This is a genomic window from Polaromonas sp. P1_E11 (assembly GCF_056405995.1).
Genome location: NZ_JBFUBA010000007.1, coordinates 36,412 through 60,076 on the forward strand (window position 1 = coordinate 36,412; position 23,665 = coordinate 60,076).

A 23,665-nucleotide genomic window follows, 5' to 3' on the forward strand; every position below is an offset into this window, starting at 1 on the left:
AGTCAAGTGCCCAGCCGCTCGGCGTGCTGGGTGATATCGAGGCCATCGCTTTCCGAGGCTTCACTGACGCGCAGGCTGACGAGCAGCGAGGTGACCCACAAGGCCAGCGCCGTCATGAACAGGCTGTAGAACATGACTGCGCCGGCGCCGATGGCCTGGGTCATCAGGCTGCCCTCGACACCGGAGATGGCCTTGCTGGCAAAAATGCCGGTCAGCAGCGAACCCACAATGCCGCCCACGCCGTGCACGCCGAACACGTCCAGCGAATCGTCGGCGTTGAGCAGGCGCTTCAGGCCCGTGGCGCCCCAGTAACAAGCGAGCCCCGCCACCAGGCCAAACACCAGGGCAGCGCGCGGCGAGACAAAACCCGCCGCCGGCGTGATGGCGACCAGCCCGGCGACCAGGCCCGAGCACAGTCCCAGCAGGGAGGGACGCCCGCGAACAATCCATTCGGCCGCCATCCACGAGAGCGCGCCGGCGGCCGCCGCGATGTGCGTGACGGCCATCGCGAGGCCGGCGCGGCCGTCGGAGGCTACGGCGGAGCCGGCGTTAAAGCCAAACCAGCCGACCCACAGCATGCCGGCACCGGCCATGGTCAGGCCCAGGTTGAAAGGCGTAAACGGTTCACGGCCATAACCCTGGCGCGGCCCTAGCGCGTAGGCACACACCAGCCCGGCGATGCCGGCGTTGATGTGCACGACCGAGCCGCCGGCAAAGTCCAGCGCACCCATGCGTGCCAGCCATCCATTGGGCTCCCAGACCCAGTGGGCAATGGGTGCGTAGACGACGACGGTCCACAGCGACATGAACACCAGCATCGCGGAGAACCGCATGCGCTCCACAAACGAGCCGACCACCAGCGCGGCGGTGATGATGGCGAAGGTCAGCTGGAACATGGCGTAGACCGACTCGGGAATGTTGGGCGCGATATGGCTCACGGCCACCTTCTGCGCGTCCTTCACGTAGTCCAGACCGGTGAACCAGAGCCGCTCGGGACCACCCAGATAGTGCCCAAGCGCACCCTTGCCGGGCGTGAAGGCGATGGAGTAGCCCACCGCAAACCAGAGCAGGCTGACAACGGCACAGATGGCGACGACGCAGGCCATGACGTTGAGCACGCTTTTCCTGCGCACCATGCCGCCGTAGAAAAGGGCGATGCCCGGCAGGGTCATGAGCAATACCAGTGCGGTGGAGGTCATCATCCAGGCGGTGTCGGCACCATTGAGGGTCTCCACGCCGACCAGCCCCGGCTGCGTCAGCGGCGCCGGGGCAGCCGCAGGCGGCACAGAAAGGGGCGCAGAGGCGGCAGCCGCGGCGGCGGGAAGAGGCGCAGCAGGAACAGTGGCCGGGGCGGGGGGCGGTGCGGCCTCCGGAGCACTGGCCGTCACTGCTGCCGCAGGAGAAGTGGCGGGAGATGTGGCGAGGGACGCGGCGGCGGGTGCCGCAGTCTGTGCAAGGGCTTGCTGACACGCCAGGCCCAAACATAAAGACATACCCAACGCCAGAAATCTGTTCATATGCATACGGTGCCCGCCTGTTCATTCAACCAACAATTGGTAACAACAGGCATAAGTCGTGCCAATACTGCAGTAGCTTGTGTGATGGGACTGCAGCGGAAAATATGTACTGCAAAAGTGCGCATGCAAGGCCGGTGTGGCGCCCCAAAATCCGCCGCAGGCACGACGGCAGCCCAAAGCCCAGGGGCGGGAAACTCCCAATGCACTAGGACAGTGCGCCAGCTATATTGGATGACTTGCTGACGAGCCTAGCTGCTCGCAACGCGAGGAGCCGAGGAGACACGAGACAGTCATTAAGAAGTACACAAGCAAAGCGGCATTCCACAAGAGATGCAGATTTGCAAAAAGCGCTGGCAACCCCAGCGCTTTTTTTATGCCTCCACCCTGATGAAGTCATTCCTCAAAAACCCTCAAAACCCTTGATTGACGAGCGCAAGCAGCTATCTATTTGATAGCAATGAGTCTGTTCTATGCGATGGGACAATCCGGGCCATGGAATTACTCATCGTCTCGTTGGCCTCCCTGCTCGCCGGTTTTGTGGACTCTATCGTCGGGGGCGGCGGGCTGATCCTGGTGCCGGCCCTGTTTGCGGTTTTCCCCACCACGCATCCAGCGACCCTGTTTGGGGTCACAAAGGGAGCTTCTGTATGGGGCACCGCGGTTGCCACGGCCCAATATGCCCGCCGGGTGGAGCTTCGCTGGGCGGCACTGCTGCCGGCGGCGGCCGCCGGGTTTACCGGCTCGCTGGCAGGCGCCTGGCTGGTTACGGTCATCTCCCCGGGCTTTTTGCGCAAGGCCCTGCCCTTTGTGCTGCTGGCAGTACTGCTCTACACGCTGGCCAGGAAAGAGCTGGGCCGCCACCACACGCCCCGCTTCACCGGGCGCGCCGAAACCGCGGCGGCCTGCTGCATCGGGCTGGTGCTGGGGTTTTACGACGGTTTTTTCGGCCCGGGTACCGGCAGCTTTTTTGTGTTTTTATTTGTGCGCTGGCTGGGTTATGACTTTTTGAACGCATCAGCTTCGGCCAAGCTGCTCAACACCGCCACCAACCTGGCGGCGCTGGCGCTCTTTGCCTACAAAGGCCATGTCTGGTGGCATTTCGCCCTCACGATGGCGGTGGCCAACGTGGCGGGCAGCTTGCTGGGCACCCGGCTGGCCCTCAAACATGGGGCTGGTTTTGTGCGCGGGGTGTTTATCGCCGTGGTCAGCGCGCTGATACTGAAAACCGCTTTTGACGCATTTGTGCGCTGACGGCATGTCGCCAGTTTGCTATTGATTTAATAGCTGCTTGCGCCCGTCTCTATTGGGTTTAAGGCGGATTTTGCTTGAAGTCCGGGCAGCAGCGTTTGATGACCGGATTGGCGTTCAGCCCAATAATGACGGGCGCAAGCAGCTATCAAATAGATAGCAACAGTCAGCTCAATCGGGGTTGATGCCCGCCGCCGCCATGGGTGGCGGCAGCTTGCTCAGCGCCTCCGCAATCGCCGCCGTCCTGGCCTTGGCGGCAGCGGCAGCCGCGGCGTTCGTGGGACCGGGGGAAGCGCCTGCTGCGCCGGCCGACAGCAGGCCGGCGACGTCGGCGGCCTGGCGCGGCTTGCCGATGGGCGCTGCCGCCAGCCCCTTCTGCACCGCCACCATGTCTTCCTCGCTCGGGTACTGGCCCAGCAGCACATAGTCAAAAACACGCCGTGCAATCGGCGCCGCCACCCCGGCACCCCAGCCGGCGTTTTCCACGATCACCGCCAGCGCGATCTTGGGGTCTTCGGCCGGCGCAAACGCCATGTAAACAGCGTGGTCGCGCTGGTACTCTTCCATCTTGCTGCTGTTGTACTTGTCTTTCTGGCCGATGGTGACCGCCTGGGCTGTGCCGGTTTTACCGCCGCTCAGGTACCCCGCCCCGGCAAACACCCGGGCCGAGGTGCCTTCCTGGGTGACGCCGACCAAAGCCTTGCGCACGATCGCGATGTTTTCAGCCTTGTAGCCCAGGTTTTCCGGCGCATCGGCGGGCAGCGGGTGCATCACGCGCGTCACCGGGTCCTGCGTGCCTATCACCAGCCGCGGCCGGTGCTTGACGCCGTTGTTGGCCAGCACGGCCGTGGCCTGCGCCAGCTGCAGCATGGTGAAGGTGTTGTAGCCCTGCCCGATCCCCAGCGAGATGGTTTCACCGGGGTACCACTTCTGGTGCTCCGGCCTTTTGTAGGCCTTGCGCTTCCAGTCCTGGCTGGGCAGCACGCCCGTGACTTCACCGCTGATATCGATGCCGGTGATCTGCCCAAAACCCAGCGGCTGCATGAAGTCGTGCATGGCGTCCACGCCGAGTTCATTGGCCAGCGAATAAAAGTACACGTTGCTGGACTTCACGATGGCGCGGTACATGTCCACAGCCCCGAGTGCGATGTCGCCGTGGCTGCGGAAGACGTGGCCGCCGAAACTCCAGGAGGCGTTGTCGTTGACGATGAAGCTGGCGGAGCGCTTTCCGGTTTCCAGCGCCGCCATGGCCATGAAGGGCTTGTAGGTGGAGCCCGGCGGGTAGGTGCCGCGCAGCGCGCGGTTGAGCAGCGGCTTGTCCAGCGAATCCCGCAAATACTGCCAGCTCTCCGTGTCGATGCCGTCCACGAACAGGTTGGGGTCGAACGTCGGCTTGCTGACAAACGCCAGCACGTCGCCGGTCTTCGGGTCCATCGCCACCAGCGCGCCGCGCCGGTCGCCGAACATGTCTTCCACCAGCTTCTGCAGGCGGATGTCCAGCGACAGCATGACGGTGTTGCCGGGCGTGGCCGGGTTGCTGGCGAGCTTGCGCATGGCGCGGCCACCCGCCGAGGTCTCGACCTGCTCGACACCGGTGGTGCCGTGCAGCTGCTGCTCAAAACTCTGCTCAACACCGAGCTTGCCGATGTAGTCGGTGCCGCGGTAGTTGCCTTCGTCTTCGCTGCCTTCGATGACTTCTTTTTCCGCCTGGTTGATGCGGCCGATGTAGCCCACCACATGGCTGCCCAGCTCACCATACGGGTAGCTGCGGAACAGCCTGGCCTTGATATCCACACCCGGGAAACGGAAACGCTGCGCCGCGAACCGGGCGACTTCCTCGTCGGTCAGGCGCGTGCGTATGGGCAGCGATTCAAAACTTTTGGATTCTTCGCGCAAACGCTTGAAACGCCGCTTGTCGCGCACCTGGATGTCGACCACCTTTTCCAGCGCGGCAATGGTTTCCTCCAGGTTGTCGACCTTGGAAGGCGTGATCTCCAGCGTGTAGGCCGAATAGTTGGTGGCCAGCACAACACCATTGCGGTCCAGGATCAAACCCCGGTTGGGCACGATGGGCACGATGGCCGTCCGGTTGCTTTCGGCCTGCTCGTTCAGGTCGGCATGGCGGTACACCTGCAAATACACCAGCCGCGCCGCCAGCAGAGAAAAAGCACACAGCACCGCAAAGCTGGCCACCAACACCCGCGCACGAAAGCGCGACAGGTCGGCTTCAACGTTACGCAGTTCAGTCATGACACTCTGACCCTGCAACCGCCAGAAAGTGCCCACAACAAAGAGGCGATGCGAAGCGAGCCGAAAAAGGCCAGTCCGAGCCGCGGAACTGGCTTTGCCAGGCCGCAGGCGGAGCGGCCCCCTCGGGGGGCAGGGAGTTACACGCAGTGAACGACCGTGGGGGCATCACAATGGCCTGTTCTGGTCAGGATCCGGTGCACGCCGCTGCGGCGCCAGCAGCAACACGCTCACCACCGGCCACAGAACGGCCTCTATCAGCGGCGCCAGCAGCATGATCCAGCCCGGAAAAATGCCGCCGCCGATCATGCGGATCACCAGCTCCACACCATGCGCCACCGCAAACAGCGGCAACACCTGCAAGGCCTGCGACGGCACCGTGAACCAGAGCAGGCGGCGATGGATCATGGTGGCAAAAAAGCTCAGCGCCGTATACGACAGCGCATGCTGACCGAGCAGCGAAGACTGGTGCACGTCCATGCCCAGGCCGAACATGAAAGCCACGCCGATGCCGACACGCAGCGGCTGGTGCACGTTCCAGAACACCAGCACCAGGGCCAGGAAGTCGGGCATCCACGGCACGCGGCCCAGGGGCAGCATGTCCAGCAGCAGCGCAGCGATCAGGCTGCACCAGATGAAGACGGGGTTGGCCGGCAGCAGCAGCTGCTGGCCCGATCGCATGATCATTTCGAAGCCCCCTTCTTCTTGGGCGCGGGTTCGGGCGTGTCGTCAGGCCGCGGCGGAATCTGGCCGGTTCCGGGCTTGACCACGATGACGTGCCGCGCACCCGTCACGAGTGCCTGTGGTGTGCAGAAAATTTTTGCGAACGCCGATTCCGCGCGCCGCTCGATGCGGCTGATTTTGGCCACCGGCAGGCCGGCCGGGTAGACGCCGTCGACGCCGCTGGTGGTCAGCAGGTCGCCTTGCTGCACATCCGAGTTGCTGCCCATGAAGCGCAGCTCCAGGCCGCTGCCCGAAACGGTCGGGTCGCCATAGGCCACGCTGCGCGCGCCGGTGCGCACATTGAGCACCGGAATGGCCAGGTCGCGGTCGACCAGCAAGGTCACTTCGCTGACCAGCGGATGCACGCGGGTGACCTGGCCCAGCACGCCGGACTCGTCCAGCACCGGCGAGCCCAGGTCAACGCCCTGCGCCATGCCTTTGTCGATGATCACCTTGCGGGTGTAAGGGTCCGCGGCGTCGTACAGTACTTCGGCCGCCATCACCGGGGTGCCGAGCTGTTCGCGCAGGCCCATGAGCTTGCGCAAGCGGTTGTTCTCCTGCATGAGCTGCTCAACCTGCCCAGCGCGCAGTGACTGCAGTGCGAGCTTGCGGCTGGCGTCCTCGCTGCTGTTTTTTGCATCGTTCAGGGTGGTGAAATATTCACCGCTGCTTTTGACGGCGCGCACCGGTTGCAGCGCCAGCCATTGCACCGGATACAAGGCCGTAGCCAGCGCGGCGCGCACCGGCTGGGTAATGCGAAAACGTGTATCGGCCACCATCAGGAACAACGACAGCGCGCTGAAAAACACCAGCTTGGACAGCGCCGAAGGCCCCTGCTTGAAAAAGGGCGGTGGGGATCTGTCGAGGGTTCCTAAAGGCATGGTTCGCTGTCAGGCTGGCCCCGCTTCATGCCCGGCGTGCAGCATGAAGTGAAGACGCTTATTCCGAGGTGAAGATGGAACCCAGGCGGTCCATGCGCTCCAGCGCAATGCCACAGCCGCGCACCACGCAGGTGAGCGGGTCTTCGGCCACCAGCACCGGCAGGCCGGTTTCTTCGGCCAGCAGGCGGTCCAGGTCGCGCAGCAAGGCGCCGCCGCCGGTCAGCATCATGCCGCGCTCGGCGATGTCGGCGCCCAGCTCGGGGGGCGTCTGCTCCAGCGCGTTCTTCACGGCGCTGACGATGTTGTTGAGCGGGTCGGTCAGGGCTTCGAGGATTTCGTTGCTGGAAATCGTGAAGCTGCGAGGAACGCCTTCGGACAGGTTGCGGCCCTTGACTTCCATTTCCTTGACTTCGGAGCCGGGGAAGGCCGAACCGATGCTCTTCTTGATGGCCTCGGCGGTGGGCTCGCCGATCAGCATGCCGTAGTTGCGGCGGATGTAGTTGATGATGGCTTCGTCGAAACGGTCGCCGCCGACACGCACGCTGCCCTTGTAGACCATGCCGCCCAGTGAGATCACGCCGACTTCAGTCGTGCCGCCGCCAATGTCGACCACCATGGAGCCGCTGGCTTCCGATACGGGCAGGCCCGCGCCAATCGCGGCAGCCATCGGTTCTTCAATCAGGTACACATCGCTGGCACCGGCGCCGAGCGCGCTTTCGCGGATGGCGCGGCGCTCAACCTGGGTGGAGCCGCAAGGCACACAGATGATGATGCGCGGGCTGGGCTTGAACAGGCTGCGCGGGTGCACCATCTTGATGAACTGCTTGAGCATCTGCTCGGTCACGGTGAAGTCGGCGATCACGCCGTCTTTCATCGGGCGGATGGCCTCGATGTTGCCGGGGACCTTGCCCAGCATGGCCTTGGCTTCGTGGCCGACGGCCTGGATGGTTTTTTTGCCCTGGGGGCCGCCTTCGTGGCGGATGGCGACCACAGAGGGCTCATCCAGCACAATACCGCGGTCGCGTACAAAAATCAGGGTGTTGGCGGTGCCAAGGTCAATGGCCAGGTCGGTGGAGAAGTACCGACGGAATGATTCAAACATATGCAGGAGTCCGGTTGAGCATGAGCAAACTTCGTTGCTCCATCGCCTTTTTATTGATCAAGCAATTATGGGGAAGTTGAGCCAGAGGCGCTCTGAAATCTGCTTCTGGCACCTAAAAAACGCCTAAAGCCCGCATCCAACCCTGATTTCACACCAAAGGCGGGATAATAACGCATCCCCTATAGATCAATAGCTTTAGCCTGCCTGTTTTTTCAGCTTTACACCTCGTTTCAGCCCCTGTTTTCTGGTTTATTTTCTCCCGTATTTCCTTCATCCCTACCCCATGGCATTGACACCCCAAGACATCGCCCGCGTCGCCAACCTGGCGCGGCTGGAATTGCGCCCCGACGAAACCGAGCACACCCTGGCCCAGCTCAACGGCTTTTTCGCCCTGGTCGAGCAGATGGAAGCCGTCAATACCGAAGGCGTGGAGCCACTGGCCCACCCGGCCGCGGTGATCGGCGAAGTGGCCTTGCGCCTGCGCGAGGACATCGCCAGCGAACCCAACCAGCGTGAAGCCAGCCAGGTGAGCGCGCCCGCCGTGGAGCGCGGCCTCTTCCTCGTGCCCAAGGTGATCGAATGAGCAGCGCCATGACATCTTCTTCCGCTTCTTCTGACCTCCACGACCTGGGCGTTGCCCAGCTGGCCGCCAAACTGGCCGCCCGCGAAGTCTCCAGTGTTGAAGTCACGCAGCATTTTCTGGCCCGCATCCAGCAGGAAAAGCTGGGAGCCTTCCTGTCCACCAATGCCGACGTGTCGCTGGCGCAAGCCAAAGCCGCCGACGCGCGCCGGGCCGCCGGTGAACGCACACCCTTGCTGGGCGTGCCGCTGGCGCACAAGGACGTTTTCGTTACACGCGACTTCCCCACGACAGCCGGCTCAAAAATCCTGGAAAACTACCGCAGCCCCTTTGATGCGACCGTGGTGGGCAAGCTCGGCGCAGCCGGCATGGTCACGCTGGGCAAGCTCAACTGCGACGAGTTCGCCATGGGCTCGGGCAACGACAACAGCGCCTACAAGCCCGTCAAAAACCCCTGGGACCTGGAACGCATTCCGGGCGGCTCCTCGGGCGGCTCGGCGGCGGCTGTTGCGGCCCGCCTGGTGCCCGCCGCGACAGGCACCGACACCGGCGGCTCGATCCGCCAGCCTGCGTCGCTCACCGGCATCACCGGCATCAAGCCCACCTACGGGCGCTGCTCACGCTACGGCATGGTGGCCTTTGCCTCCAGCCTGGACCAGGCCGGCCCGATGGCGCGCAGCGCGCTCGACTGCGCCTTGCTGCTCTCGGCCATGGCCGGGCCCGACCCGGACCGTGACTCCACGTCGCTGGACTTGCCCGTCGCCGACTATGCTACTGATTTGATAGCTGCCGGCGCCCAACCTGCGGGCGTAAAGCCGTTAAATGGCTTGAGAATCGGGCTGCCCACGCAATTCTTCGGTGCGGGTTGTGCACCTGACGTGCTGGCCGCCGTGCGCGCCGCACTGGCCGAATACGAAAAGCTGGGCGCCACATTGGTTGACGTGAGCCTGCCTCTCACCGAACTCTCCATTCCGGTGTATTACGTGATCGCGCCGGCTGAGGCCAGCAGCAATCTGAGCCGCTTTGACGGCGTTCGCTATGGGCACCGCGCGGCGCGCTACACCGACCTCAACGACATGTACAAGAAGTCGCGTTCGGAAGGTTTTGGCGACGAGGCCACGCGCCGCATCATGATCGGCACCTATGTGCTGTCGCACGGCTACTACGACGCCTACTACCTCAAGGCGCAGAAAATCCGCCGCCTGATCGCGCAGGATTTCCAGACCGCCTTCACGCAGTGCGACATCATTGCGGGCCCCGTTTCACCCACCGTGGCCTGGAAGATCGGCGAAAAGTCGGACGACCCGGTGGCCAGCTACCTCGCCGACATCTACACGCTCTCATCGAGCCTCGCCGGCCTGCCAGGCATGAGCGTGCCGGCGGGCTTCGGCACGAGCGGCATGCCTGTGGGCCTGCAGTTGATCGGCAACTACTTCAAGGAAGCGCAACTGCTGGGCGCCGCGCACCAGTTTCAGTTGGCTACCGACTGGCACCTTCGCCAGCCACCAAGCCTTTGAGTGATTTGACATGAGCCAGACCCAACCCACCGTCAACCCTTTCGCCGAAATGCAAGCCGGTCGCCCCACCGGGCCGCTGGTGCAAGGTTACGAAGTCATCATCGGCTTTGAAACCCACACGCAGCTCACCACGCAATCGAAAATTTTCAGCCGCGCCTCTACCGCGTTCGGCGCCGAGCCGAACACACAGGCCTGCGCCGTGGACCTCGCCCTGCCCGGCGCCCTGCCGGTAATGAACAAGGGAGCGGTGCAACGGGCCATTGAGTTCGGCCTGGCCGTCAATGCGCACATCGCCGAGCAAAGCGTGTTCGCACGCAAGAATTACTTCTACCCTGACCTGCCCAAGGGCTACCAGATCAGCCAGTTTGAGATCCCGGTGGTGCAAGGCGGCAGCGTCGAATTTTTCCTGGATGGCGAAAAACGCTCGGTGCGCCTGGTGCGTGCCCATCTTGAGGAAGACGCCGGCAAGTCGCTGCACGAAGACTTCATCGGCATGAGCGGCATTGACCTGAACCGCGCCGGCACGCCGCTTCTCGAAATCGTGACCGAGCCCGACATGCGTTCGTCCGCCGAGGCAGTGGCGTATGCCAAAGAGCTGCACAAGATCGTCACCTGGATCGGCATTTGCGACGGCAACATGCAGGAAGGCAGCTTCCGCTGCGATGCCAACGTGTCGGTGCGCAAACCCGGTGCCGAACTGGGCACTCGCCGTGAGATCAAGAACCTGAACAGCTTCAAGTTCATGCAGCAGGCTATTGACTATGAAGTGCGCTGGCAGATCGAACAGATTGAAGACGGCCATGCGATCCAGCAGGCCACCGTGCTGTTTGATCCGGACACGGGCGAGACGCGTTCGATGCGGACCAAGGAAGATGCCGCGGACTACCGCTACTTTCCCGACCCGGATTTGCCGCCACTGGTGATCGGCCGCGACTGGGTGGAACGGACCCGCGCCGAAATGTCGGAACTGCCGCGCGTCATGGCCGCGCGTTTTGTGGCTGATTACGCCCTGCCCGAATACGATGCCGGCCAGCTCACGCAAAACAAGGCAACAGCCGCTTATTTCGAAGCGGTGGCGACACTCAGCAAACAGCCCAAGCTGGCCAGCAACTGGGTCATGGGCGAGTTGTCGCGGCGGCTGAACAGTGAAGAAAAATCGATTGAAACTTCCACCGTCAGCGCTGCGCAACTTGCCGCCCTGATTGGCCGGATTGCGGACGGCACGATTTCCAACAATGCGGCCAGGCAGGTGTTTGATGCGTTGTGGACCGGCGAAGGCCAGGACGTAGACACCGTCATCGAGGCCAAAGGCCTCAAGCAGATGAGCGACACCGGCGAGCTCGAAAAAATCATCGACGATGTTCTGGCCGCCAACGCCAAAAACGTCGAGGAAGTTCGATCGGGCAATGCCAAAGCCTTCAACGCCCTGGTCGGCCAGGCCATGAAAGCCACCAAAGGCAAGGCCAATCCGGCCCAGGTGAACGAGTTGCTTAAAAAGAAGCTGGGCTGACCGTTCTGACGGAACTATCAGCAGCCCAGGAGCGAGCCGCTAATTTTTTGCGGCGCCAGCAACACCACTGGCCGCGCCGGCAGGCGCGCCGGCCATGGTCCACAGCTGCTTGAGCTTGGCCTGCTCTTCGTCAAACCGCTGGTTGACGCGTTTTTTTTCCTGCTCCTGGTCCTGGATGAACTTCTTCTGCACCAGAGCGCTGTTGTCGTTTTCCTCGATCCTGCGCTTCAGCGCGAGGGGTGCCTTGGCGGGGTCTTTCGCGTAGAACTCGAGCTCGCTGTTGATGCTCTTGCGCTGCGCGGCCAGTTCCACCGTTCTTTTGCTCGCAGCCTTGATGACTTCATCGATCTGGGCCAGCGCGGTGACGCGTTCCTGGTCGTGCACCTCCCGGCGCGGATAGCGCAGCAACAGGGCGCGGTCACGCCGTTTTTCCTCGGCTTCGCGTGCGCGCACTTCGACGGCGGCCTTCTCTTTTTCCTCAAGGGCGGTCCGCTCCTGCGCGGTCAGCGACGGGCCCACCTGGCGCTTGACCAGGCCGGAGGGGCCCAGTTCCTGTTGCGTGCGGTCTATGCATTCAATGATCGGGCGATCTGCCGTGATCTTGCGGCCCTTGCCGTCAACACAGGTGTAGATGTTCTGCGCTGCAACGGGGACGGCCATGCACGTGAGTGAAATACAGATGACCGTGAACGGGGTTCGCAGGAGCAATTCGAATCCTTAATTGACGCCGTATCGTTCCCGATAGGCCAGCACCGACTGGTAGTGCGCTTGCAAAGATAACGTTTCAGGAGCGCTTGCGGCCGACGTGCCCCCTTGCCTGGAGAGATACTGCAGCAAGTCGGTCAGGCGCGCAATCGCACAAACCTGCAAGCCCAACTGATTCGTAACATATTGCACAGCGCTGTGGTTCACATCCACACCATTCTCAGTGGCCTTCTCCTGCCGGTCCAGCGCCAGCGCCACAGCGTGGGGAATGGCCCCGGCCGCCCGGATGATGGCAATGGATTCGCGGGCGGCGGTGCCGGCGGACATGACATCGTCAATGATCAGCACACGGCCCTTGACCGGAGCGCCGACCAGCGTGCCGCCTTCACCGTGGTCTTTGGCTTCCTTGCGGTTGTAGGCAAACGGAAAATTGCGCCCCATCCGCGCCAGCTCGACGGCCACCGCGGCAGCCAGCGGAATTCCCTTGTAGGCGGGCCCGAAAATCATGTCGAATTCAAGGCCGCTGCGCTTTTCTTCGGCCAGCAGGTGGCGCGCATAGAATTGCGCCAGCCGGCCCAGCTTGGCCCCGTCGTCGAACAGGCCGGCATTGAAAAAATAGGGGCTCATGCGCCCGGCCTTGGTCTTGAATTGCCCGAAACGCAGCACGCCTGATTCGACGGCAAACTGCACGAATTCCTGTGCCAGCGCCCCGTCCGCAGAATGTGCTTCGTCCTTGTTGTCCAGTTTCCCTGCCGTGCTCATTTGAAAATCCCATGTTTAAATTAACCAGCCTCAACCTCAACGGTATCCGCTCTGCAGCCAGCAAGGGGTTGCTGGACTGGGTTGCACAATCCATGCCGGATTGTATTTGTGTGCAGGAGCTCAAGGCTCAGGCCGCCGACATGAGCGGCCGGTTCGAGGAAATCGCCGGCATGAAAGGCCATTTTCATTTCGCCGAGAAAAAAGGCTACTCCGGCGTCGGTGTGTACATGCGGCACGAACCGAGCGATGTCATCGTGGGCTACGGCTCCCCTGAATTCGACGCCGAAGGGCGTTATGTGGAATTGCGCTTTGACAGGCCCGGGCGCAGGCAAAGCCCCAAGCTGTCCATCATCAGCTGCTATTTCCCGAGCGGCTCTTCGGGCGAGGAACGCCAGGCCGCCAAATTCCGCTTCCTGGCCGAGTTTTATCCGCGCCTGCTGGCACTGAAGGAAACACGCGACTTCGTGCTGTGCGGCGACATCAATATCGCGCACCAGGAAATCGACCTGAAAAACTTCAAGGGCAACAAAAAGAACAGCGGCTTCCTGCCCGAAGAGCGCGCCTGGATGACCGAGCTGCTGCGAGATGCCGAGCTGGCCAACGAAGCCGCACAGGAGCTGACAGAGCGCACAGACCCCTCGCTCAAGGGCGGCGGCATGGTCGATGTGTACCGCAAGCTTCAACCCACAGCCACGGACGCGGCATACACCTGGTGGAGCAACCGCGGCCAGGCCTATGCCAAAAACGTAGGATGGCGGCTGGACTATCACCTCGCCACCCCGGCGTTCGCCGCACTGGCCCGCAGCGAACATATCTACAAGGAACAGCGGTTTTCAGACCACGCCCCCATGAGCGTGGACTATGAGTTTGGACTTTGACCCCCGCCCAGGCTCACTGCGTGTAGCCTGTCCCCCCCTTCCAGGGGGCGGCGCCTGCGGTCTGGCAAAGCCAGTCCCGCGGCTGCCTGCTGGTAAATAACGCCCACTGGTTACGCCTTGAATCTTCAACCCAGCATGCGCCGCGGAACCGGCTTTGCCGGGCCGCAGGCACAGTCCCCTGCAAGGGGAAAAGGGCTACACGCAGTGAGCCCGATAGGGGTGTGCCATTTTCGGCTTTGCCAGACCGCAGGCGGGCGGCCCCCTCGGGGGGCAGGGAGCTACACAAAGTGAGCGGCCGTGGGGGCTCTACTGCGCTGCCCAGATGCGCTGGATCTGGGTCGACAGCTCCATGGGGTCAAACGGCTTGGGGATCACCTCCATGGCGCCCAGGCCCTTGTACACCGCGACCTCCGCAGCCTGCACCTTCGCGGTCATGAAAATCACCGGCGTGTCGGCCGTGGCCGGCAATGCCCGAAGACCTTTGAGCGTGCTGGGCCCGTCCATGCCGGGCATCATCACATCCAGCAGCAGCAGGTCGGCGCCGGCGCCCGGTGCGGCATCCAGCGCTTCCTGGCCCGAAGCGCAGGCGATAACGGTAAAGCCGCCTACGGCTTCCAGCGCCATCTGCGCAACCATACGAATGTCGGGTTCGTCTTCGACATACAGGATACGGGTCAGTGGTTTGGTCATGATCAGATCAGGGGTTGGGATTGGGTGGGGCGGGAGTCGGCGGGAATTTGAAGCACACGCTGGATTGTATTGAGCAGTTCGGTATTGGAAGTATGAGCCTTGACCAGTACAGCATCGGCCTGCTTGCCGTCCGCCGGATTCACGTCGCCGGCCGAGAACACGATCACCGGCGGGCGCGGATCGAGGGCATCGATATCCTCGAACAGGTCCCAGCCCGAATGGCTGCCGAGCGACAGGTCCAGCAAGATCAGGTCGAAAGAATGCTGGCGCAGGAGAGCGCGAGCCTCGTCCAGCGTGGTGGCAAATTCAAAAGTCGCAAAATCCTGCGCAATGGCTGCCGTGATTTGCTGGATATCCTGGTCGTCTTCGACATGCAGGACGCGTGGTTTTCCTTCGTCCACGCTGACAACGGCGCGGCGCAGGCTGTGAATGAGGAGCCGCTCGTCAATGGGTTTCTTGAGCCAGTCCGACACTGTGTGCGGCTTGCGGTTGAACTGTAACTGCCCCTGCTCGGCCATGGCCGAGATCACCACAACAGGCAGGTGGCGGGTTCTTTCATCCTCCCGCAGCTGGCCGATAAAGGCCACGCCGTTTTGCCCAGGCAGTTTCAGGTCTACCGTCACCGCATCGTAGCTATTGGCCGCCAGGCAAGCTAGCGCCTGCTCCGCGCTGTGTGTCATGTCGGAGTCGAAACCGGCCTTGCTCAGCATCATGCTGATCAGCCTGGCTACGTCGGGATCACCTTCGCAGATCAGGATGCGGGGCCGGGTTGAAACAGCCGGCTGTATCCGCACCGGTTGCAGCAGTGGCACCGGGTTGGTCCATTCCGGCACCTCAAAAAAGAAGGTGGTTCCCACGCCTTCCGCACTGCTGAAGCCGATCGTGCCGTCCATCTTCTCCACCAGCGCGCGGGAAATATTCAGGCCGAGGCCGGTTCCGCCCTTTTGCCGGGTGTCGGAAGAATCCGCCTGCGAGAATTTCTGGAAAATGCGGCCGTGGAACTCTTCGGGAATGCCGGGGCCGACATCAACCACTTCGACCCGAACGCGCTGCGCCGACCGTGACAGCCTGACCTCTACCGGGCTGCCCGGTGGCGAAAATTTGACCGCGTTGGACAGAAGATTGGTCAAAACCTGCGTCATACGGTCAGCGTCGACCCGTGCCTGCAGGGCGACGTCAGGTGCCCGCAACACGAGGTCTACCCGGTGCTGGCTGGCAAAGCCCTCATTGGCGACCAGCGCCTGCTGCACCAGTTGCCGAAGGTCCACCACCTGCAGGTCCAGGCGCAATTTGCCGGACTCGATTTTTTCACTGTCCAGGATGTCGTTGATCAGCCGGATCAGGCGCTCGCAGTTGCTTTGGGCAATGCCCACCAGATTTTTCACCGCCGCAGGCAGCTCACCGGCCACGCCGCCGGAAATCAGGCCCAGAGAGCCCCGTATGGAGGTCAGCGGCGTGCGCAACTCATGGCTCACAGTGGACACAAATTCGGTCTTCATGCGGTCGATACGCCGGAGCTCAGTGATGTCTGTGCCCATTGAGAAGAACCCGATGACCTTGTCTTTGGCGGCGCCTTCACCGTAGCGGGGGAAATACTGCATCGCGAAGTGCCTGCGCTCGCCTTCCGGCGTCACCTGGGTCCGTTCGTAGCGGACCGGCTTGCCGCCCAGCACTTCTTCCACTTTCTCCCGTACGGTTTCGTAAATCTGCGGACCCAGGACTTCCGCCAGGGGGTGCCCGTCGATCTGCTCGAAGCTCAGGCCGAAAGCAGCTTCGTAAGCGCGGTTGTGAAAGCGAAAGCGCTGCTCCGTATCGAGGTAGGCAATCAGGGCCGGCACCGTATCGGTGACCTGGCGCAGCTGGGACTCGCTCGCCCGCAAGGCCTTGCTGATGCGCTTGCTCTCGGTAATGTCATGCATCAACGCAGTAAAGAGGCGGCGACCACCGACCTGCACATCACTAAAGGACACACTGACCATGAACTCGCTGCCATCTTTGCGCATGGCGCGCACTTCCTGCCCGGATATCCGGAATGTTTCCGGCTGCTCGCGCATCATGGAGGTGAAATCCTTGTATTGCTGGCGAAACCGCGGCGGCACCAACTCCGACACGTCACGGCCGATCAGATCGCTTTTCTCGTACCCAAAGAGTTGCAAAGCCGCCGCGTTGGCCTCCAGAACAATGTCGTCGGACGTGGTGGTGATCACCGTTTCGACCATTCCCTCGGTAATGCTGCGACTCATCACTTCTCTGTCGCGCAATTGCTCCTCGCCGCGTTTTCGCACGTGCTCATAGTGCTTGACCACATAGACCATCCAGGCCAGCATGCAGGCAAACAGCAGGTTTCCCGCGATGATGAAACCCTGAGCCCACTGGGCGCTATGCTCCGCCGCGGCCTGCGCATCACGCCACTTGTGGGCCTCGCGATTACGCGCGTTTTCCAGCAACCCGTCGGTGCGCAGCCTCAATTGCCGGCTGGCATCGCTGCCAAGAACGGCCGCAGCGGCTTCGGGGCCGGACGCCTTGCGCGCCGCGATGGACTGGTTCGCGATCTGGGCGCGCTGGTTAATCAATTCATCGAACTCCGCCGCCTCCTGCAACACATTGGCGCTGAGCGTGCGCGCCCTGATCGCGCGCAACTCGACCCGGGCCCGCTGGAACTCCTCCAGATCCTGGGGGCTGCCGCTCAGCAGATACTGCCGCAATGTGGACTCGGCCGTGCGAAGGCCGGAGTCCGCACGCTCGAGCATCACCAGCGTGTCTTCCGTGCGCACCCGGGACTGTGCCGTTTCAATCAGGCGGTTGTTGCCGATATACGAGGCCGCACCCACAACCATCATCAGCACAAGGCCCGCAGCCAATGCGATTTTGATCTTGACCAGAAAAGCGTTGGAGGAAAACATGGACATTTTGTGCGATCTGGCCGGATGCGTTCAGGCAGTACCGGGAAAGCGCTGCTGCAGTGCCTCAACTGCCCGTCCGACTTCGGCCTGCACCTGCGGCGAAAGCGGCTGGCCGGCACCGACATGAGGCTCTATGGCCAGCTCCAGCGCCTGGGCCGCAAGGCCGAGGTCGGCCCATCCGAAGGTGGCGGCAGATCCGGCCAGGCTGTGCGCCTGGCGTTCCAGGGTTGGCAAAGCCTGTGCCAGATCGTCACCGTTGAGGACTTGTTGCCATAAGGCCGCCACCTGCTCAAGACGGCGCGGCAATGAGCGGGTGTAGTCGGCGCGCTGCTCCTCCAGAAATGCGAGCAGGGCCGGGTTGGGTTGTGTCATGGCATCCGAAAGGATGGTGCCAGCCGTGCGTTATTTGATGCAGCGCCGCAGGAGCCGCCGGTGGCCAACCCCAAAATCGCCTTGGCATGCAAGCAGGGCGTGCGCGCACGTTGCCCGTGATGAAGAAGAAAGCACATGCGGCTTATCTTACGGCGCAGGTGCCAAAACACAGCGTAGGACAAGTACGAGGTTTCGCCTTGGGGTGCGCCCCGTCCGGAGAGATGTCATGGGCCGATCATCCGCGTCGGCAGTTACTTAATTCTTATGGCCTGCTTTTATAGTGAATGGCATGAATTCAGGTTAAAAATGAATTCTTTAGGATTCATTCAATAGACACACTGCGTGCACTAAACCGATGGATCGGCAGCCCGCCCCAGTGCGGCCACCACATCAGACTGGGTAATAATTCCCACCAGCCGCCCCTCCTCCCCGATGATGGGAATGTGGTGGTGACCGGTGCTGCCGAACAGCGGCACCAGTTCCAGCAGCCGCCGGTGCATGCCCGCCACCCGCACATTGCGGGTCATGATCTGGCCGACGACTTCGGGTTTGTCGGAGTAAACGCTGCGCGTGGTGCGCACCAGTTGCCTCAACTTGGCGTCAAAGCCTTCGTACAAATCGAGTTCTGCCGCCCGCATGAAGTCGGCCTGCGTGATGATGCCCGCGATGCGGAAGCTGCGGTCCACCACCGGCAAGGCCTTGATGCGGCGCTCCCTCAGCAAGGCCCAGGCCTCTTCCAGCGGAGTGCCGAATTCCACCGTGACGAGATCGCGCGACATGACGTCGGCGCAGCGGACTTCCGCCAGTTTGCGGTCATAAGCGCGCAGCCGCGTTTCGGCCAGCAAGGTTTTGAGGTCGTCGCGGCTGACGTCCAGCACCTGGTTGTAGCGCGCCAATACAGCGTCCAGGTCCGCATCAAGCAACAGGTCTTCTACGGACTGCACGGGGCCCTGCGGGGCCAATTGCGTGTGGGGATAGGCCCTGCGCGTAGCGTTGTTGTAGGCGACGCCGACGGCCACCAGCAACACGGAGTTGAGCATCACGGGATAGAAGGCAAACAGCGGGTCGGAGACGCCGCCCAGCACCACCATCAAGGCAGTGGCGCCGCCCGGCGGGTGCAGGCAGCGCAACGCCAGCATGAGCGCGATGGCCGTGGCCACGCCCACTGCAGCCGCGAGGGCCGGCGAGCCCAGCAGATGCATGCCATGCACACCCGCAATGCCGGCAAGCGCCGACAGCGTATTACCGCCCACCACATTCCAGGGCTGCGCCATCGGACTGGCCGGCACGGCATACACCAGCACGGCGCTGGCGCCCAGCGGCGCCACCAGCCAGGGCAGGCCCGGCATGATCCGGTCAGCCAGGTGGCACAGCAGCCCTGTCACGAAAATGCCCAGCAGCGAACCGGCCACAATGCGCAGCCGCTCGCGTGAGTTGATGCGGGTGCGTCCCGGCCGGAAGCCTCGCCACCAGGCGCGCGTGAAGAATGCGGCGCGCTGCGTCAACCCAGTCACCAGGGGCCAGCCCGATCAGCCGCGGGCGCGTTGATAAAGACCCTGCACCTTGGGCACGTTGGCCTGCAGCTGCCGGATACGCTCAGGACCGGAGGGGTGGGTGGACAGAAAGCTCGGGCCGCCGGCACCGCCACCGGCCTGCGCCATTTTTTCCCAGAGGCTGACGGATGCCTGCGGGTTGTAGCCGCCGCGCGCGGCCAGCTCCAGCCCGACGAGGTCGGCGTCGGTTTCATCGTCGCGGCTGTAACGCAGCGTCAGCAGCTGGGTGCCGATGTTTGCGACCACATCGCCCAGCTGTCCAAATCCAAAAAGTTGTGACAACGCGGACAGGCCCATGCTCGTGCCCTGGCTTTTGGCGATCCGGGAGCGAGCATGCTCGCGCAGCGCATGGGCCATTTCGTGACCCATGATCATTCCAATTTCATCGTCGGTGAGCTTGAGCTGATCGATGATGCCCGTGTAGAACGCGATCTTGCCTCCGGGCATGCAGAAGGCGTTGATCTGCTTGCTGCCGAGCAGGTTGACCTCCCAGCGCCACTGGTTGGCACGGTCGTTCCACTGCGCGGCCTGCGGCACGAGCCGGGTGGCAATGCCGCGTATGCGCTGCAGCTGGGGGTTACCCGGCGAGGCCAGCGCACCCTTGGACTTCGCCTCCGCCAGCAGCTTGGCATATTCCTGCGTGGCGGCGTTTTCCAGCTCCTCGGCAGGGATCAGCTTGCGCAGCCCGGACGACGGCCCGACATCAACCTGCGCAAGCAGCGGGGTGGTGACGGCCGTCGCCGCGGCGCCGCCGGCAGCCAGCAGGAACGCCCGGCGGCCAGCCCAGGCAGAGTGTTTGGCCTCGCATAAAAAGCACATGGGTGAATAATAGTCACAAATCAAGATGCCCATGTCAGACAAAACCCCCTCCTCCGAACTGCCATCATCCGCCCCTTTCGCTGCGCACAGCGCGGCATCTACAGCCCCCACTGTGACAGCCCCACCCAAACCCGCCTGGCGCGATGTCTGGCGCGTGTATGCCGAAGCCGCCACGCTGCGCATGCTGTTTCTGGGCTTTTCCGCCGGCCTGCCGCTGCTGCTGGTATTTGGCACGCTGAGCTTCTGGCTGCGCGAAGCCGGCATAGACCGCACCACCATCGGCTACCTGAGCTGGGTCGGGCTGGCCTACGGCTTCAAATGGGTGTGGGCACCGCTGGTGGACCGCATGCCGATTCCGCTGCTCACGCGCCTGCTTGGGCGCCGGCGCAGCTGGCTGCTGCTGTCGCAACTGGTCATCGTGGCGGCGCTCATCGGCATGGCGCTGACGGACCCCAGGCTGGCATTGCAACCGGTCGTGTGGTGCGCACTGGCCGTGGCATTCGGGTCGGCCACACAAGACATCGCGCTGGACGCCTACCGCATCGAGTCGGCCGACATCCAGCGCCAGGCCGCACTGGCTGCCGCCTACCAGACGGGTTACCGCATCGCGATGATCTGGGCCGGCGCCGGGGCGCTGTGGATCGCAGCGCGTGCCGAAGTCGCAGGCGACGCCGTCACTTACCAGCACGGCGCATGGCAAGTGGCCTACCTGGCCATGGCGGCGTCCATGCTGCTGGGCATGGCGACGGTGCTGCTGTCGCCTGAACCAGCGCCGCGCCCGCTGGCGCCGTCGCGCAACGCTGCAGAGTGGCTTAAAACCGCGCTGGTCGATCCTTTCGCCGACTTCCTGCGCCGCTACGGCAAACAGGCACTGCTGATCCTGGCGCTGATCGCGGTCTACCGCATCAGCGACGTTGTCATGGGCATCATGGCCAATCCGTTTTATGTCGACATGGGCTACACCAAGGACGAAGTAGCCGCGGTGACCAAGATTTACGGCGTGGTGATGACGCTGGCAGGCGCCTTCGTGGGCGGTGCGCTGGCCATGCGCTTTGGCGTGATGCGCGTGCTGATGCTGGGCGCTGTGCTGAGTGCCGCCAGCAACCTGCTGTTTGCCTGGCTGGGCACGCGGGGTCACGATGTCAACGCGCTGATCTTCGTGATCTCGGCCGACAACCTCTCCAGCGGCATTGCTTCAGCCGCCTTCATCGCCTACCTGTCGAGCCTCACCAATATCAATTATTCGGCCACCCAATACGCACTTTTCAGCTCCATGATGCTGTTGCTGCCCAAGTTCCTTGCCGGTTATTCGGGCAAGTATGTGGACTCTTTTGGTTACAGCAACTTCTTCACCGCAACGGCCCTGCTGGGCCTGCCGGTGCTGATTCTGGTGGGTTTTGCCTCAAGGCTAAAAGCACCGCAAGCCCAGAAGGAATGAGCGCAAACAGCTATTAATTCAATAGCAAAAAAACGCATCTGAAGCGCACCGCACAGAGAGTATGCTGGAGGTTCGCTGCGCCGGTTTACCGTAACTTTACGGTGGCTTCAAGCGGGATTGTTGCGCGCGGCGCACCATGAATTTCATTGTGATTCCACCCCACGGGGAACACCTGCACACGAGGACCAGCCATGACCCAACAGCTTTTGATGATTGAAGACGATACCCGCCTGGCCAATATGGTGGGCGAATACCTGCGCCAGTCGGGCTACGGTTTTACCCACGCAGCCGACGGCGCGGCAGGCCTGGCAGCACTGGAAGCCGCAACGCCCGACCTGGTCATCCTGGACCTGATGCTGCCCGACATGGATGGACTGGAAGTGTGCCGGCGCATCAAGGGCCAGGGCAGCGAAAACGCCAACACCGCCGTGCTGATGCTGACGGCCAAGGGCGACCCGATGGACCGCATCGTCGGCCTGGAAATTGGCGCTGACGACTACCTGCCCAAACCTTTCGAGCCGCGCGAGTTGCTGGCGCGCATCCGGGCCGTGCTGCGCCGCGGCGGCGAAACGGGTGCAGCAGCCTCCAGCGGCGGCCACAAGGTCATGCGCTTCGGCTCGCTGGAAATCGACCGCGATGCACGCACCGTATCGGTGTCCGGCAACCCCTGCGAGCTGACGTCTTACCAGTTCGACCTGCTGGTGGCACTGGCCGAACGTGCCGGCCGCGTGCTGAGCCGCGACCAGATCATGGAGGCTGTGCGAGGCCGCGAACTCGAAGCCTTTGACCGCTCCATCGACGTGCACATGGGCCGCATCCGCAGTGCCATCGAGGCCGACGCAAAAGACCCGAAACGCATTCTGACGGTGCGCGGCGTCGGCTACGTTTTTGCCAAACAGCAGGACTAGATTCTTATGTGGGGACGTTTTACCTCGCACCTGTATGTGCGAATCTGGCTGGCTGTTGTCGCCACAGTCCTGGTCCTCACTTTTCTGGTGGGCGCGGCCTGGCGCCTGAGCGCCGACCCGCCGCAGCTGCCGATTCGCGAAGTGCTGGTGCACAACGACAAGGGCGAAGTCATAGGCACGGCGCAGACCAAGCCCGACCGCAAGCCCGGTGACGGCCTCGAATTTGACGTGCTGACCAAAGACGGCCAGACGCTGAACCTCGTGTTACCGCGGCCCAAGCGCCCACCCGGCAACAGCCCGTGGAACCGCCCCCCGTTTGGTTTTGGCTGGATGCTGGTCGTCGTCGGCCTGGCGGTGGCGCTGGGGGCCTATCCCGTGATGCGAAGGCTGACGCTGCGGCTGGAAGCCCTGCAGCGCGGCGTGGAGCGATGGGGCGCCGGTGATTTGTCGGCCCGCGTCAATGCCGACGGCAAGGACGAGGTGGCTTTTCTGGCCAGGCGCTTCAACCACGCGGCCGAGCGCATCGAAACCCTGATGGAGTCGCACAAATCGCTGCTGGCCAACGCGTCGCACGAATTGCGCTCACCGCTGGCGCGTATCCGCATGGGGCTGGAACTCATGGGCACCGACGCCGCATCGCCGCAGCGCAAGGAAATTTCCCGCAGTATCTCCGAACTCGATCAGCTGATTGATGAGATCCTGCTGGCCAGCCGCCTCGACGCCAAGCAGGCCGACGCGGAGCCTTTTGAAACCCTGGACCTCACCGGCCTGGCGGCGGAAGAATGCTCACGCGTCAATGCGGAGCTAAGCGCCGAACTGGACCAGAATGCCAGCGGCCCCGGCGCCGGCCTGGGCATTGATGCCGATAGCCATAGCCTGACGGTGCAGGGTTCTCCACGCCTCTTGCGCCGGCTGATCCGCAACCTGCTGGAAAACGCGCGGCGCTATAGCACCGGCGAGATCAGCCTGGAGCTGGCACAGGCTCGGGCCGGGGCAAAACAGCGGGCCGTGATCAAGGTGCACGACCGCGGCCCGGGCGTGCCCGCCGAGCAGCGTGAGCGTATTTTTGAGCCTTTTTACCGCCTGCCCGGCGCCAGTGAACGCGAAGGGGGCGTGGGGCTCGGCCTGGCCCTGGTGAAGTCGATCAGCCAGCGCCATGGCGGCAGCGTTCGCTGCGAAGCCCGGCCCGGCGGCGGCGCGACTTTTGTTGTTGAATTACCGGTTGTCCATCCATAAACGTGAAATAAATCACGAAAAATGGCCTCCAGCAACACTAAACCGCGTGGTCTCCTCTATTTGGAGAATGGTCAGA

At 62.9% G+C, this 23,665-nt stretch carries 20 protein-coding genes; 8 read left to right on the forward strand and 12 right to left on the reverse strand.

Translation table 11 applies throughout. From position 1 onward, the window contains the following. Window positions 1–2 precede the first annotated feature (2 nt). Window positions 3–1,493: an ammonium transporter gene (locus AC1D11_RS19905; protein ID WP_477647952.1), complete on the reverse strand. Its 1,491-nt coding sequence runs from the start codon at window positions 1,491–1,493 to the stop codon at window positions 3–5. 516 nt (window positions 1,494–2,009) lie between these two features. Between AC1D11_RS19905 and AC1D11_RS19910 the strand changes: the two genes are divergently transcribed. Next, on the forward strand, window positions 2,010–2,768 hold the full coding sequence (locus AC1D11_RS19910; RefSeq protein WP_477647951.1) for a sulfite exporter TauE/SafE family protein: 759 nt from the start codon (window positions 2,010–2,012) through the stop codon (window positions 2,766–2,768). A gap of 168 nt (window positions 2,769–2,936) precedes the next feature. Here AC1D11_RS19910 and mrdA read toward each other — a convergent pair whose 3' ends face one another. The 4 genes from mrdA to AC1D11_RS19930 form a co-directional block, all read right to left on the reverse strand. Continuing rightward, window positions 2,937–5,015 (reverse strand): penicillin-binding protein 2, encoded by a 2,079-nt coding sequence (gene mrdA, locus AC1D11_RS19915; protein WP_477647950.1) that lies wholly within the window; start codon window positions 5,013–5,015, stop codon window positions 2,937–2,939. Between the two features lie 165 nt (window positions 5,016–5,180). Continuing rightward, complete coding sequence (gene mreD / locus AC1D11_RS19920; protein ID WP_477647949.1) at window positions 5,181–5,699, reverse strand: rod shape-determining protein MreD; 519 nt, start codon at window positions 5,697–5,699, stop codon at window positions 5,181–5,183. Next, complete coding sequence (mreC, locus tag AC1D11_RS19925) at window positions 5,696–6,616, reverse strand: rod shape-determining protein MreC (protein ID WP_477647948.1); 921 nt, start codon at window positions 6,614–6,616, stop codon at window positions 5,696–5,698. Before mreC ends, mreD begins: the two co-directional genes overlap by 4 nt. Before the next feature lie 58 nt (window positions 6,617–6,674). After that, the gene (locus tag AC1D11_RS19930; protein WP_457281706.1) at window positions 6,675–7,718 is read right to left on the reverse strand and encodes a rod shape-determining protein; all 1,044 of its coding nucleotides are present in this window, start codon (window positions 7,716–7,718) and stop codon (window positions 6,675–6,677) included. A 283-nt stretch (window positions 7,719–8,001) separates the two neighbouring features. On the opposite strand from AC1D11_RS19930, the gene gatC reads away from it, so the two are divergent. The 3 genes from gatC to gatB are packed head-to-tail and all read left to right on the forward strand — an operon-like array spanning window position 8,002 to window position 11,325. Then, window positions 8,002–8,301, forward strand: a complete 300-nt coding sequence (gatC, locus tag AC1D11_RS19935; RefSeq protein WP_477647946.1) for an Asp-tRNA(Asn)/Glu-tRNA(Gln) amidotransferase subunit GatC — start codon at window positions 8,002–8,004, stop codon at window positions 8,299–8,301. Between the two features lie 8 nt (window positions 8,302–8,309). Beyond that, window positions 8,310–9,815, forward strand: coding sequence for an Asp-tRNA(Asn)/Glu-tRNA(Gln) amidotransferase subunit GatA (gatA, locus tag AC1D11_RS19940; RefSeq protein ID WP_477647945.1), 1,506 nt, complete (start codon window positions 8,310–8,312; stop codon window positions 9,813–9,815). 10 nt (window positions 9,816–9,825) lie between these two features. Then, window positions 9,826–11,325, forward strand: coding sequence for an Asp-tRNA(Asn)/Glu-tRNA(Gln) amidotransferase subunit GatB (gene gatB / locus AC1D11_RS19945; RefSeq protein WP_477651306.1), 1,500 nt, complete (start codon window positions 9,826–9,828; stop codon window positions 11,323–11,325). A 39-nt stretch (window positions 11,326–11,364) separates the two neighbouring features. Here gatB and AC1D11_RS19950 read toward each other — a convergent pair whose 3' ends face one another. Both AC1D11_RS19950 and pyrE read right to left on the reverse strand, forming a co-directional pair. Next, window positions 11,365–11,985, reverse strand: coding sequence for a DUF4124 domain-containing protein (locus tag AC1D11_RS19950; RefSeq protein ID WP_477647943.1), 621 nt, complete (start codon window positions 11,983–11,985; stop codon window positions 11,365–11,367). A 57-nt stretch (window positions 11,986–12,042) separates the two neighbouring features. Next, window positions 12,043–12,792 carry an orotate phosphoribosyltransferase gene (gene pyrE / locus AC1D11_RS19955; protein ID WP_477647942.1) on the reverse strand — a complete coding sequence of 250 codons (750 nt, stop codon included), beginning with the start codon at window positions 12,790–12,792 and terminating at the stop codon, window positions 12,043–12,045. Between the two features lie 11 nt (window positions 12,793–12,803). On the opposite strand from pyrE, the gene AC1D11_RS19960 reads away from it, so the two are divergent. Next, a complete protein-coding gene (locus AC1D11_RS19960; protein ID WP_477647941.1) occupies window positions 12,804–13,670 on the forward strand; it encodes an exodeoxyribonuclease III in 867 nt (288 codons plus the stop codon). Between the two features lie 306 nt (window positions 13,671–13,976). On the opposite strand, the gene AC1D11_RS19965 is transcribed toward AC1D11_RS19960, so the two are convergent. The 5 genes from AC1D11_RS19965 to AC1D11_RS19985 all read right to left on the reverse strand — a co-directional run bounded on the left by AC1D11_RS19965 (window position 13,977) and on the right by AC1D11_RS19985 (window position 20,007). Continuing rightward, window positions 13,977–14,360, reverse strand: coding sequence for a response regulator (locus AC1D11_RS19965; RefSeq protein ID WP_477647940.1), 384 nt, complete (start codon window positions 14,358–14,360; stop codon window positions 13,977–13,979). A 2-nt stretch (window positions 14,361–14,362) separates the two neighbouring features. Continuing rightward, window positions 14,363–17,263, reverse strand: coding sequence for a PAS domain S-box protein (locus AC1D11_RS19970; RefSeq protein WP_477647939.1), 2,901 nt, complete (start codon window positions 17,261–17,263; stop codon window positions 14,363–14,365). A gap of 30 nt (window positions 17,264–17,293) precedes the next feature. Beyond that, the gene (locus AC1D11_RS19975) at window positions 17,294–17,635 is read right to left on the reverse strand and encodes an Hpt domain-containing protein (RefSeq protein WP_477647938.1); all 342 of its coding nucleotides are present in this window, start codon (window positions 17,633–17,635) and stop codon (window positions 17,294–17,296) included. 347 nt (window positions 17,636–17,982) lie between these two features. Then, complete coding sequence (locus AC1D11_RS19980; RefSeq protein WP_477647983.1) at window positions 17,983–19,140, reverse strand: HPP family protein; 1,158 nt, start codon at window positions 19,138–19,140, stop codon at window positions 17,983–17,985. Between the two features lie 24 nt (window positions 19,141–19,164). Continuing rightward, window positions 19,165–20,007, reverse strand: a complete 843-nt coding sequence (locus tag AC1D11_RS19985; RefSeq protein ID WP_477647937.1) for a M48 family metallopeptidase — start codon at window positions 20,005–20,007, stop codon at window positions 19,165–19,167. A gap of 31 nt (window positions 20,008–20,038) precedes the next feature. Between AC1D11_RS19985 and AC1D11_RS19990 the strand changes: the two genes are divergently transcribed. The 3 genes from AC1D11_RS19990 (at window position 20,039) to AC1D11_RS20000 (ending at window position 23,589) form a co-directional block, all read left to right on the forward strand. Continuing rightward, complete coding sequence (locus tag AC1D11_RS19990) at window positions 20,039–21,445, forward strand: AmpG family muropeptide MFS transporter (protein ID WP_477651305.1); 1,407 nt, start codon at window positions 20,039–20,041, stop codon at window positions 21,443–21,445. Window positions 21,446–21,636: 191 nt separating this feature from the next. Beyond that, a complete protein-coding gene (locus AC1D11_RS19995; RefSeq protein ID WP_457281718.1) occupies window positions 21,637–22,353 on the forward strand; it encodes a response regulator in 717 nt (238 codons plus the stop codon). A 6-nt stretch (window positions 22,354–22,359) separates the two neighbouring features. After that, entirely contained in the window at window positions 22,360–23,589 is a 1,230-nt protein-coding gene (locus AC1D11_RS20000; protein WP_477647935.1) for an ATP-binding protein, read from the forward strand. The last annotated feature ends 76 nt before the right edge of the window (window positions 23,590–23,665 follow it).

What these genes read in the sequence shown, in the direction of transcription:
- AC1D11_RS19905 (WP_477647952.1), bottom strand. Translation starts at nt 1,493, where the DNA reads ATGTCTTTATGTTTGGGCCTGGCGTGTCAGCAAGCCCTTGCACAGACT.
- AC1D11_RS19910 (WP_477647951.1), top strand. Translation starts at nt 2,010, where the DNA reads ATGGAATTACTCATCGTCTCGTTGGCCTCCCTGCTCGCCGGTTTTGTG.
- mrdA (WP_477647950.1), bottom strand. Translation starts at nt 5,015, where the DNA reads ATGACTGAACTGCGTAACGTTGAAGCCGACCTGTCGCGCTTTCGTGCG.
- mreD (WP_477647949.1), bottom strand. Translation starts at nt 5,699, where the DNA reads ATGATCATGCGATCGGGCCAGCAGCTGCTGCTGCCGGCCAACCCCGTC.
- mreC (WP_477647948.1), bottom strand. Translation starts at nt 6,616, where the DNA reads ATGCCTTTAGGAACCCTCGACAGATCCCCACCGCCCTTTTTCAAGCAG.
- AC1D11_RS19930 (WP_457281706.1), bottom strand. Translation starts at nt 7,718, where the DNA reads ATGTTTGAATCATTCCGTCGGTACTTCTCCACCGACCTGGCCATTGAC.
- gatC (WP_477647946.1), top strand. Translation starts at nt 8,002, where the DNA reads ATGGCATTGACACCCCAAGACATCGCCCGCGTCGCCAACCTGGCGCGG.
- gatA (WP_477647945.1), top strand. Translation starts at nt 8,310, where the DNA reads ATGACATCTTCTTCCGCTTCTTCTGACCTCCACGACCTGGGCGTTGCC.
- gatB (WP_477651306.1), top strand. Translation starts at nt 9,826, where the DNA reads ATGAGCCAGACCCAACCCACCGTCAACCCTTTCGCCGAAATGCAAGCC.
- AC1D11_RS19950 (WP_477647943.1), bottom strand. Translation starts at nt 11,985, where the DNA reads ATGGCCGTCCCCGTTGCAGCGCAGAACATCTACACCTGTGTTGACGGC.
- pyrE (WP_477647942.1), bottom strand. Translation starts at nt 12,792, where the DNA reads ATGAGCACGGCAGGGAAACTGGACAACAAGGACGAAGCACATTCTGCG.
- AC1D11_RS19960 (WP_477647941.1), top strand. Translation starts at nt 12,804, where the DNA reads ATGTTTAAATTAACCAGCCTCAACCTCAACGGTATCCGCTCTGCAGCC.
- AC1D11_RS19965 (WP_477647940.1), bottom strand. Translation starts at nt 14,360, where the DNA reads ATGACCAAACCACTGACCCGTATCCTGTATGTCGAAGACGAACCCGAC.
- AC1D11_RS19970 (WP_477647939.1), bottom strand. Translation starts at nt 17,263, where the DNA reads ATGTTTTCCTCCAACGCTTTTCTGGTCAAGATCAAAATCGCATTGGCT.
- AC1D11_RS19975 (WP_477647938.1), bottom strand. Translation starts at nt 17,635, where the DNA reads ATGACACAACCCAACCCGGCCCTGCTCGCATTTCTGGAGGAGCAGCGC.
- AC1D11_RS19985 (WP_477647937.1), bottom strand. Translation starts at nt 20,007, where the DNA reads ATGTGCTTTTTATGCGAGGCCAAACACTCTGCCTGGGCTGGCCGCCGG.
- AC1D11_RS19990 (WP_477651305.1), top strand. Translation starts at nt 20,039, where the DNA reads ATGTCAGACAAAACCCCCTCCTCCGAACTGCCATCATCCGCCCCTTTC.
- AC1D11_RS19995 (WP_457281718.1), top strand. Translation starts at nt 21,637, where the DNA reads ATGACCCAACAGCTTTTGATGATTGAAGACGATACCCGCCTGGCCAAT.
- AC1D11_RS20000 (WP_477647935.1), top strand. Translation starts at nt 22,360, where the DNA reads ATGTGGGGACGTTTTACCTCGCACCTGTATGTGCGAATCTGGCTGGCT.